Source organism: Mariniflexile sp., from assembly GCF_052728615.1.
The window spans coordinates 1-10,482 of record NZ_JBFVFE010000091.1 but is presented as its reverse complement, the minus strand read 5'-3'; the positions used below and the strand labels follow the sequence as shown (position 1 = coordinate 10,482).

The 10,482-nt window shown below is 36.1% G+C and carries 7 protein-coding genes; all 7 read left to right on the top strand.

What is annotated here, in order from left to right; genetic code table 11:
- Window positions 1–281 precede the first annotated feature (281 nt).
- The 7 genes from ACU1LP_RS18630 (at window position 282) to ACU1LP_RS18600 (ending at window position 10,111) form a co-directional block, all read left to right on the top strand.
- The gene (locus ACU1LP_RS18630; protein WP_445734422.1) at window positions 282–1,448 is read left to right on the top strand and encodes a glycoside hydrolase family 43 protein; all 1,167 of its coding nucleotides are present in this window, start codon (window positions 282–284) and stop codon (window positions 1,446–1,448) included.
- Window positions 1,449–1,453: 5 nt separating this feature from the next.
- Window positions 1,454–2,878, top strand: a complete 1,425-nt coding sequence (locus tag ACU1LP_RS18625; protein WP_445734421.1) for a sulfatase-like hydrolase/transferase — start codon at window positions 1,454–1,456, stop codon at window positions 2,876–2,878.
- A gap of 35 nt (window positions 2,879–2,913) precedes the next feature.
- Complete coding sequence (locus ACU1LP_RS18620; protein ID WP_445734420.1) at window positions 2,914–3,825, top strand: dihydrodipicolinate synthase family protein; 912 nt, start codon at window positions 2,914–2,916, stop codon at window positions 3,823–3,825.
- A 4-nt stretch (window positions 3,826–3,829) separates the two neighbouring features.
- Window positions 3,830–5,359 (top strand): aldehyde dehydrogenase (NADP(+)), encoded by a 1,530-nt coding sequence (locus ACU1LP_RS18615; protein WP_445734419.1) that lies wholly within the window; start codon window positions 3,830–3,832, stop codon window positions 5,357–5,359.
- Window positions 5,360–5,402: 43 nt separating this feature from the next.
- Window positions 5,403–6,410: a 4-hydroxyproline epimerase gene (locus ACU1LP_RS18610; protein ID WP_445737028.1), complete on the top strand. Its 1,008-nt coding sequence runs from the start codon at window positions 5,403–5,405 to the stop codon at window positions 6,408–6,410.
- Between the two features lie 24 nt (window positions 6,411–6,434).
- Window positions 6,435–7,682: an NAD(P)/FAD-dependent oxidoreductase gene (locus tag ACU1LP_RS18605; RefSeq protein ID WP_445737027.1), complete on the top strand. Its 1,248-nt coding sequence runs from the start codon at window positions 6,435–6,437 to the stop codon at window positions 7,680–7,682.
- Window positions 7,683–8,542: 860 nt separating this feature from the next.
- Window positions 8,543–10,111 carry a ParB/RepB/Spo0J family partition protein gene (locus ACU1LP_RS18600; protein ID WP_445737026.1) on the top strand — a complete coding sequence of 523 codons (1,569 nt, stop codon included), beginning with the start codon at window positions 8,543–8,545 and terminating at the stop codon, window positions 10,109–10,111.
- Window positions 10,112–10,482: the final 371 nt, after the last annotated feature.

Genomic DNA, 10,482 nt, shown 5'->3' with positions numbered 1-10,482 from the left:
AAAGTCAAAAAAATTATCCGAAAAGATTACTTTTACCACATAAAATAAATGTTTAAAATAGCAAATTAATCGCTTGCAGATTTAAGGATATAGTCAAAATCAAGGGTTTGCTAAGAAATAAAGTGTATAGAATTGACGCCGCTATTTTGTGTGTTAACTAGACAAAAAACACAGTTATAGCCTTAGCTACAACGAGGCTTTTTAACGAAGTTAATGCGCAAAAGAGCAAGTCAAAATGTATAGGTCATTTCTTAACAAACCCTAACGTTTAAATAAGAATTATGAATTTTGATATAAGTTTAAATAGAGAAAAGAAAAATATTTTACAACTGATGGTATTGTTGTTTGGGGTTACTTTTTTATTTGCCCAAAAACAATATGCAAGTTTTAAGCCAGGAGCCATTTGGGAAGATACAGATGGCATCCATATCAATGCACATGGTGGCGGTATAACCATTGTAGGGGATACCTATTATTGGTTTGGAGAACACAAAGTGGCTGGAGGACGCGGAAACCAATCTTGGGTAGGCGTTGGTGTTTATTTTTCTAAGGATTTGTACAACTGGAAAAATGAAGGCATTGCATTGCCCATGAAAAAAGATTCAACTTCCATGCTTATTGAAGGCAGTGTTGTTGAGAGACCTAAGGTTATCTTTAATAAAAAGACAGGTAAATATGTGATGTGGTTTCATCATGAACTAAAAGGGCAAGGCTACGATGCGGCCCTTACAGGCGTTGCCGTGTCCAATGACGTTACAGGACCTTATGAATATATTTCAAGTTTTAGAATTAATCCAGGGGTATGGCCCCAAAATCTTGATGCTGAAAGTTTAAAGGAAATGGTTCCTATAACTGGTCGTGAAGACCCAAATCGAAAAGAAAAAGTAAAAGCAGGAGCATTTATAAAACGTGATCTAGAAATAGGGCAAATGTCCCGGGATATGACACTTTTTGTAGATGATGATGGTACAGCTTATCATATTACAGCTTCTGAAGAAAATGAAACCTTGTTGATTTCAAAATTATCAGATGATTATTTATCGCTTAGCGGAGACTATGTTCGTGTCTTTCCTGGTGGACGTAATGAAGCACCGGCAATTTTTAAAAATGATGGTAAATATTATATGATAACCTCAGGACTTACAGGTTGGGCGCCAAACCCTGCACGATCTGCCGTGGCAGATAATATGTTAGGACCTTGGAAATCCCTTGGTAACCCGGTAAGAGGAACAGAAGAAGAAAAAAAGACAACCTTTAAAAGTCAAAGCACTTATATTTTTCCCGTTATTGGTAAGCCAAATGCCTTTGTGTTTATGGCTGATAGATGGAACCCCCAAAACGCTATAGATGGCAGGTATGTTTGGCTACCTATTGAATTTGAAGACGACAAACCAATCATAAAATGGTATCCTGAGTGGGATTTAAGTTTTTTTAACACTAAAAAATAAGGAAAATGAGAATGATCAAACTTTTTACATGTTTTGCCCTTTTGATTTTGATTTGTTTAAGTTGCAAGTCTAAGATAAAAGATGAAAAGATAGAAAAAGAGCAAACAAAGCAGCCCAATGTTATAGTCATATTGGTAGATGATGCAGGGTACATTGATTTTGGATTTATGGGCAGTGAAGATTTGCCAACTCCTAATATTGACAAGCTAGCAACTAGTGGCGTTAAGTTTACCGATGCCCATGTGAGCGCTACCGTTTGCGCACCCTCCAGAGCGGGTTTGATTACCGGTAAATACCAACAACGTTTTGGTTTTGAGGCCAACGGTACCGGTGGAATCGGTTTGAGTGATGATGTCGTGACTATTGCAGATGTGTTTAAAAACAATGGTTATAACACCTATGCTTTGGGAAAATGGCATTTGGGTGAAGACCCTTCAGACCATCCAAATCAAAGAGGTTTTAATGAGTTTTACGGTTTTATAGCTGGAAGCCGTTCTTATTTCCCTATTGAAAATCCGACCAAAGAACAAATGCTTCAACACAATGGAGAACGCGTCATCTTTGAAGGTTATATGACGGATGTGTTGGGAGATCAATCTGTAAAGTATGTAGAAGAGAGTGGCGACAAACCTTTCTTTATGTATTTGGCCTACAATGCAGTTCATACGCCTATGCATGCCAAAAAGGAAGATTTAGAGAAATTTAAAGATCATCCAAGAAAAGAATTGGCGGCCATGACATGGTCTTTAGATGAAAATGTTGGAAAATTATTAAATAAATTGGAAGAATTAGGTGAGCGGGAGAATACTTTGATTTACTTTTTAAGTGATAATGGCGGGGCGCATAACAATCAATCCAAAGAAGGCCCACTTAAAGGTTGGAAGGGAAATGAATTTGAGGGCGGACACCGTGTGCCTTTTGTGGTAAGTTGGCCAGCTGTTTTAAAAGGTAATGAAACTTTTAATGGACTTAGTTCTTCCTTAGACATCTTTAGAACATCATTAGCTGCTGCTAACATTAAAAAACCTGAAAGCCTTCTTTTGGACGGAGCAGATTTACTACCATATCTTAAAGGTAAAAAGAAAGGCAATCCCCATGAGCAACTTTTTTGGAGAAAACTGGATAAATCGGCTGCAAGGATTGGCGATTATAAAATTGTTAGTCTTGATAATTATGGTTCCGTTATGTATAACTTGACCTCAGATTTAGGGGAAACAAAGGACCTTTCAAAAAGTGATTCCAAGAAATTTAAGGAAATAATGACTAATTATGATACCTGGAAGTCTCAACTAATGGATCCATTATGGGATGAAGGAAAAGATTGGATGGATGTTTGTTCTTATATTCATAGGCAACTCATGCAAAATAAGGAAGTTGAGTACAAAGATATTTGGGATCCTGCTTACAAGAAAACACTGTTAAATCAATAAAATCAACCCATATTAGTAAATAAATTTTGTACATTATGATAGATTGGAAAGGCGTTATGCCTGCAGTAACAACAAAATTCACAAACGATGATACATTGGACCTTGTTATATTTCAAAAAAACATTACCGCTCAAATGGAAGCTGGTGTGCATGGAATTATTTTGGGAGGTACCCTTGGTGAAGCCAGTACCTTAACGCAGGAAGAAAAGGAAGTTTTAATAAAAACTACATTATCCATAACAAAAGGAAAAATTCCGGTAATTATTAATATAGCAGAACAAAGTACAAAACAAGCAATTGCTGTTGCAAAACACGCAGAATCTGTTGGTGCCAATGGCTTGATGCTTTTACCTCCTATGAGATATAAGGCCACGGATTTTGAAACTGTAACATACTTTGCCGAAATTGCTAAAAATACTTCCCTGCCTATTATGATTTATAACAACCCAGTAGATTATAAAATAGAAGTCACTATAGAGATGTTTGAAGAATTAGCAAAACATAAAAATATAGAGGCCATAAAAGAATCTACCAGGGATATTACAAATGTTATTCGTATAAAAAATCGTTTTGGAGATCGTTATAAAGTATTTACGGGTGTAGATACACTTGGGTTAGAAAGTTTGGTTATAGGTGCAGATGGTTGGGTTGCAGGATTGGTGTGTGCCTATCCAGCAGAAACAGTTGCTATTTACAAACTTGTTAAGGCTGGAAAAATTAATGAAGCTTTAGAAATTTACAAATGGTTTATGCCTTTATTAGAGTTGGATATTAGTCCTCAATTAGTACAAAACATTAAATTAGCAGAAGTTGCAACAGGTATAGGTACAGAAAATGTAAGAGCTCCAAGATTACCTTTACGAGGAGCTGAGAGAGCACGTGTTTTAAACATAATAACCACGGCAATGAAAAACAGACCTAGATTACCAGATTATAAAAATTTATAAAACCATGATTACAGGCAAAAATTATATTGGAAATAAATTGAGCGGAAAAGGAACTATTGTCCACAAAACAATAAATCCTAAGCTAAATATTGAAAACGCAACAGCTTTTATTGAAGCTACAGACAATGAAATTGATGAAGCTGTTCAATTAGCATGGGAAGCTTTCAAAATTTACCGCAAGGTATCAGGTAAAAAGCGAGCCACTTTTTTAAATGCCATAGCAGATGGGATTTTAGCATTGGACCAAAAATTAATAGATATTTTTACAGCAGAATCAGGACTTCCTGAAGGAAGGGCTATTGGAGAGCGGGGAAGAACTGTTTTTCAGTTACGCTCATTTGCCGAATTAATTTCAAATGATGATTGGCGAGAAAACACTATTGACAAAGCTGAGCCCAACAGAGAACCACTTCCTAAAGAAGACCTTAGAAGAACGTTAATTCCTCTTGGTCCTGTGGTAGTATTTGGAGCCAGTAATTTTCCTTTGGCCTATTCTACAGCTGGAGGCGATACCGCTAGTGCATTAGCTGCTGGTTGTCCTGTAATTATAAAAGCACATGAAATGCATTCCGGTACATCAGAGTTGGTTGCATCTGCTATTATCAAAGCTGCTGAAAAAACGGGGATGCCAAATGGTGTGTTTTCAAATTTGGTGGGTCGTGGAAAAATAGTTGGTACAGCTTTGGCAAACCATCCAAAAGTTAAGGCAGTAGGTTTTACAGGAAGTATTGCCGGAGGTAGGGCACTTTTCAACTTAGCTTCACAACGCAAGGAGCCCATTCCTGTTTTTGCAGAAATGGGAAGTATTAACCCTGTGGTTATAACACCAGCAGCCATAGCCAACCGGTATGAAGAAATAGCCAGCACTTATGCCAGTTCAATTACATTAGGAACAGGTCAATTTTGTACAAATCCTGGTTTAATATTAACTATTGACAGTAATGAAACCCAAGATTTTATAAAGGATTTAGCCGAAAAAACAATTGCCATAGACCCACAATGTATGCTCCACCCAAATATTAAAAGCGGTTTCAATAAAAATAGTTCAAGCATAACAGCACAAAGTGGAGTTGAGACTGTTGCTAAAATTCAAGGTGAATTAAAAGATAACTATGCTGCATCACAAATAGCGAGTGTATCAGGGACAGAATTTTTAAACAATCCGAAAACACACCAAGAGGTTTTTGGTCCTTTTTCTTTAGTCGTAAAATGTAAAGATGAAGAAGAACTCATAGAGGTAATTAACGGATTGGAAGGTCAGTTAACAGGAACTATAATTGCTGAAGAAGAAGAATATTCTAACCTTGAAGAAATTATTGATGCGCTGGAAAATCGTGTTGGTAGAATTATTTTTAATGGTGTGCCAACCGGTGTAGAAGTTTGTCCTTCCATGCAGCATGGTGGTCCATACCCAGCTTCAACAGATTCAAGGTTTACAGCTGTTGGAACCAATTCTATAAAAAGATGGGTACGACCAATTAGTTACCAATCGTTTCCGAATGCATTGCTTCCTAAAGCATTAAAAAATATTTAATCTAAATATACTGGTGCTTTTAAAAGTGTTTTTAAGTTAAGAAATGGCAAGAAAAACTTTTTTTTGTATTGATGCTCACACTTGCGGGAATCCCGTTCGTGTAATCGCTGGTGGAGGCCCTCATCTTATAGGTAAGACCATAAGTGAAAAACGCCAACATTTCCTTAAAGAATTCGATTGGATCCGTAAAGGTTTAATGTTTGAACCTCGCGGACACGATATGATGAGTGGCAGTATTTTATATCCGCCACATAACCCTGAAAATGATTTTTCTATCCTTTTTATGGAAACTTCGGGATGTTTGCCAATGTGTGGACATGGAACTATAGGCACCATTACCATTGCTATTGAAGAAGGGTTGATTACCCCAAAAATACCTGGAAAGATTAAAATGGAAGCACCAGCAGGTTTGATTGATATTGAATACAAGCAAACGGGCAAAAAGGTAGATTGGGTTAAATTAGTGAATGTTAAATCTTATTTAGCCACAGAAAATTTAAGTGTTGATTGCCCAGAACTCGGTAAAATCACTTTTGATGTTGCTTACGGCGGAAATTATTATGCTATTATAGATCCTCAAAAAAACTTCAGTGGGGTGCACAATTTTACAGCTAGTAAAATCATTCAATATTCTCAAGTAGTTAGAGATCGTATTAATGCTAAGTATCCTAATATGTTTGTTCATCCTGAAAACGATACGATTAGAGATATAAGTCACATGTTATGGACAGGCAACCCAATAGATCCAACATCTTCTGGAAGAAATGCTGTTTTTTACGGAGACAAAGCAATAGATCGCTCACCCTGCGGAACAGGAACTTCTGCGCGTATCGCTCAATTGCATGCCAAAGGAAAACTAAAATTGGGAGCGCCTTTTATTCACGAAAGTTTTATAGGAAGCAAGTTTATTGGTCGTATAGAAGAAGAAACCACTTTAGCTGGTAAAAAAGCAATCATACCAAGTATCCAAGGATGGGCACAAGTTACGGGTTACAATACTATTGTTATAGATGATGATGATCCATACGCACATGGATTTCAAGTGATTTAGCATTGAATTTTAGGCGATTCATAAATGAAAAAAGTAGTTATAGTTGGTGGCGGAATTTCGGGGTTATGCAGTGCATATTACTTATTGAAAGAAGGGCATTCGGTTACTATTATTGATAAAAGTGATATTGCAACGGGTACTTCATTTATAAATGCAGGATATATATGCCCTAGTCATTTTATTCCACTAGCAGCCCCTGGTATAATAACACAAGGTATAAAATGGATGTTTAATAATTCAAGCCCTTTTTATATTAAACCTCGATTGGATTTGGATTTTTTTAAATGGGTATTGCAGTTTAAAAAATCTGCAACAAAATCTAATGTAGAAAAATATATCCCTGTTATAAAAGAACTTAATTTAAAAAGTCAACAGCTCTATGAAGACCTATTGGCCTCTTTGGATTTTCATTTTCATTATGAAAAAAAAGGCGTTTTAATGGCATTTAGCACACCTGAAAGTGAAGAAGAAGAGCATAATATTGCTGAACGTGCTATTAAAGAAGGTTTGGATGTTGCTTTCCTTGATAAAATTGCATTGCAAAAAATCCAACCTGTATTTTCGGACAGCGTTATCGGTGCTGTTCACTATAAGTGTGATTCGCATACTACGCCAAACCATTTTATGGTGTCTTTGAAAACTTGGTTAGAGAACAATGGTGCAACATTTCACATGAATCAGGAGGTTAAGGACTTCGGTGTGAAAAATAACAAGGTTGTTTCGGTAAAAACCCAAAAAAATATTTTTGAAGCTGATTATTTTGTTTTGGCAAGTGGTTGCTGGACAACAAAGTTGGCAGCATTATTAAATTTAAAAGTGCCAATACAAGGAGGAAAAGGATATAGTATGGATGTGCACAGGCCTACAGGCATAACCATGCCAGCCATTTTAGTTGAAGCAAAAACGGCCATTACACCAATGGATGATTTTACACGTTTTGCAGGAACCATGGAATTTTCAGGAAACAACACAATTATAAGAAAAGAACGGGTTGAAGCTATTGCTAAAGCTGTGAAAACGTTTTATAAAGACATTGAAATCAATGACGAGGAAAAGGCCAATGCTACATCAGGATTAAGACCTGTTTCTCCAGATGGCGTTCCCTTTATTGGAAAAACAAGTAACTACAATAACTTAATAATAGCTGCAGGTCATGCTATGATGGGCTGGAGTTTAGGACCTGTTACTGGTAAAATTGTTACAGAGTTAATCGACGATAAAAACCCTTCAATAAATTTAAATCCGCTTTCTCCTGATCGATTTAAAAAATAGCTTTGTATGATTTGAATATTCTTGTAATTGGAGCTATTTCTAGAAGGGGTCATCTGTTAAAGTGGTGGAAAGTGGTACATTATTTAAACTTGATATGCTATTTAATGATGAAGCAGTTAATGTTTCTTAGAGGTCTATATCTATTACTGGTTTAACATGGACTATAATAAAAATCAACAAAAAAGAGGTCAACAGACCTATTTCGATTATATATAAACAATCCAGTAGAGTTTTTAGATAGAAGGCCGTTAGTTCCTAAAACCACTTATTTATATAACAATCCAGAAAATAGCCTTTTCTTCTTAAATAAAACATTGTATACTGGATAAAATGGCGATAATAAAGTGAAAATAGGTTAATGAAAAGTATTTTGTCTGACCATTTTTGAAAAAGTGCTATTTTAATTTGCATTTAAGTTGTTCATTGTTAATGTTTTATATCTTAAATAAGTTACTGATTATCAGAAAGATGAATAGCTTTTTTATTTTAAATCATAATGCACAACGGGTTAATTATTGTTAATTATCAATAAACATTACTTCTTCATCTTTATTCCTCAGCCCATTCCCGCTCCATTCCGCAAAAAGCTCCATTTCGGGAAAAGCGCTTCGTTCGAAAAAGGTCTTGGACACAAGCCTAAAATTCAATACTTTCATTTTGTTGATCCCGTTACATTTTTCTGGAACGAACACACCATTAAACACTCAAATTTTAGGCTTAAGTCCGCTTGTATCGTTTTCATGGACTAGCTATCTGTAAATTTTCAACTTCTTAATACAATTCCAACATAAATCAAAAAACTCCTAATATCCATTATTGAAAAAATGCAAAAAAAAGGAGTTATCTAAAACTATAAATTTATGGAAACAATCACCGAACATTTGAAAGAGGTCAATCTGGTTGAAATTTCAACGAGTAAAACCAATCCGAGAAGCGATTTCAACGAGCAATCCATCATGGAACTTGCTGAAAGTATCAAAGAAAACGGACTGCTTCAACCGTTGCTTGTAAGACCAACAGACAAAGGGTATGAACTCGTCTGCGGAGAAAGAAGGTTAAGAGCCTGCAAGCTGATTGATTTGAAATCCGTACCTGTCCAGATCAAGGACTTGAACGACCAAGAAGCTTTAGAGGCCCAGATCATCGAAAATCTAGAAAGAGAGGATGTGCATCCCTTGCGTGAAGCGGAAACGTTTAGACTGATGATTGACAAAGGAAATTATGGCATCGAGGATATTGCAACCAAAATCGCCAAATCTGAAAAGTTCATTCTGCAAAGGCTCAGTTTGAACAATCTAAACGCTGAATGGAAAAAGCTGTTTTTTAAGGATGAAATCAATCTCTCAAAGGCATTGATCATTGCGCGATTGGATAAGAAATATCAAAAAGAAGTGGCTGAAAATGCCAGCGATTGGAGCGGCGAGATAAAATCGGCCAAACAGCTTCAAAGCTATATCGATTCAAACATTACGGCACTGTTATCAAAAGCGATCTTTAATCCGCTTGACGAAAAATTGGTAAAGAAAGCAGGCGCATGCATCAATTGCCCCAAGCGTTCCGAAGCAAATTGTTCCTTGTTTCCCGATGTCAAGGAAGAAGACAGGTGTTTCGACAACCTATGTTTCAGCAGTAAAACAGAAAAACATATCCAAAATGAAATTGACGGTATTATCAATAATGCTGAGGACGTGTATTTAATAAGGTCCAAACATCAAGATACAGATGATGAACTAACACAGAAATTGAAAAAACTTGGTATCCATGTACTGGTAAACTATGATGATTTTGAAACGATCCACGGAAAGGATAAACGAAAAAATAAAATCAGAGGGTTTTGGATCAATGGTTACGACCATGGAAAATACGTTTCCATTAAACTGACAAAGAAACAAGAAGAAAAATCAATGGATCCTAAAAGTAAGGAAAGCGTTCATGTCAAAATTGATAAAATTCACCAGAGAGCAAAACGCATGTTGGAACTGGATGACGAAAAAGTACATAAGCACATCATTGAAACCATGTGTGATACTGAAAAATTGACCGTGATTGGAAAACACAAACATGGTGATGCCACAGAAAAAATAAACAGGTTGATATTATGGAATGCATTGGGTTGGCCAAAGAAGGAACACTTCGGTAAGCTTTTGGATATTAACAAATATAAAAAAGAGGGTTCTGCTGGATTCCTAAAACGACTTATGGAACTGACAAAGGATGACATGGCAATCATAATCAACAATGTAGGTTTTGATGCTTTCAAATCATCTTTACCAACTTATAGTGAAGCCATAGCATTAAGGGGTCTTGCAGAAAGTTTCGGCAGTATTCCAATCGAGGATTTCGAAAAAGAACAAAAGGCTATTGCCTATAAAAGAATAAGCCGACAGAAAGAACGGGTTTTAAAACTTAAAACGTCGGTTAAGTCATAATCGAAGCCACTAATTGTCAAGTTGATGATTAGTGGATACCACAGAGCGGTACTTAAAGAGATTCCTAAAGGCAAAAATAAAGTCAAGCGATATTTACCTGAAACAGCTTTCCTATAGCTTCATTATAGATTTTGGGCATTTACTTTGCTATACTCACTTTCATCCGCCGCAAGTGGCTCACTTTGCCCGCCCTATCCACCGCATAGCATCGTTACGGAGTTATAAAAAGACGAAAAGTGAGGTAAAAATATCATTTTGCAGCCAATTGAAAAAAGTTTAAACCAGTTCAAAGAGGGGTGCACGACAAATTGCATATTTCAAAAAAAGCGTATATATTAGATTTAAAAAAAGTAGTTTTTATGACCGATTTA

Excerpts from the sequence above, each read along its gene's own strand:
- ACU1LP_RS18625 (WP_445734421.1), top strand. The coding sequence starts at position 1,454 with ATGAGAATGATCAAACTTTTTACATGTTTTGCCCTTTTGATTTTGATT.
- ACU1LP_RS18615 (WP_445734419.1), top strand. The coding sequence starts at position 3,830 with ATGATTACAGGCAAAAATTATATTGGAAATAAATTGAGCGGAAAAGGA.
- ACU1LP_RS18605 (WP_445737027.1), top strand. The coding sequence starts at position 6,435 with ATGAAAAAAGTAGTTATAGTTGGTGGCGGAATTTCGGGGTTATGCAGT.
- ACU1LP_RS18600 (WP_445737026.1), top strand. The coding sequence starts at position 8,543 with ATGGAAACAATCACCGAACATTTGAAAGAGGTCAATCTGGTTGAAATT.
- ACU1LP_RS18630 (WP_445734422.1), top strand. The coding sequence starts at position 282 with ATGAATTTTGATATAAGTTTAAATAGAGAAAAGAAAAATATTTTACAA.
- ACU1LP_RS18620 (WP_445734420.1), top strand. The coding sequence starts at position 2,914 with ATGATAGATTGGAAAGGCGTTATGCCTGCAGTAACAACAAAATTCACA.
- ACU1LP_RS18610 (WP_445737028.1), top strand. The coding sequence starts at position 5,403 with ATGGCAAGAAAAACTTTTTTTTGTATTGATGCTCACACTTGCGGGAAT.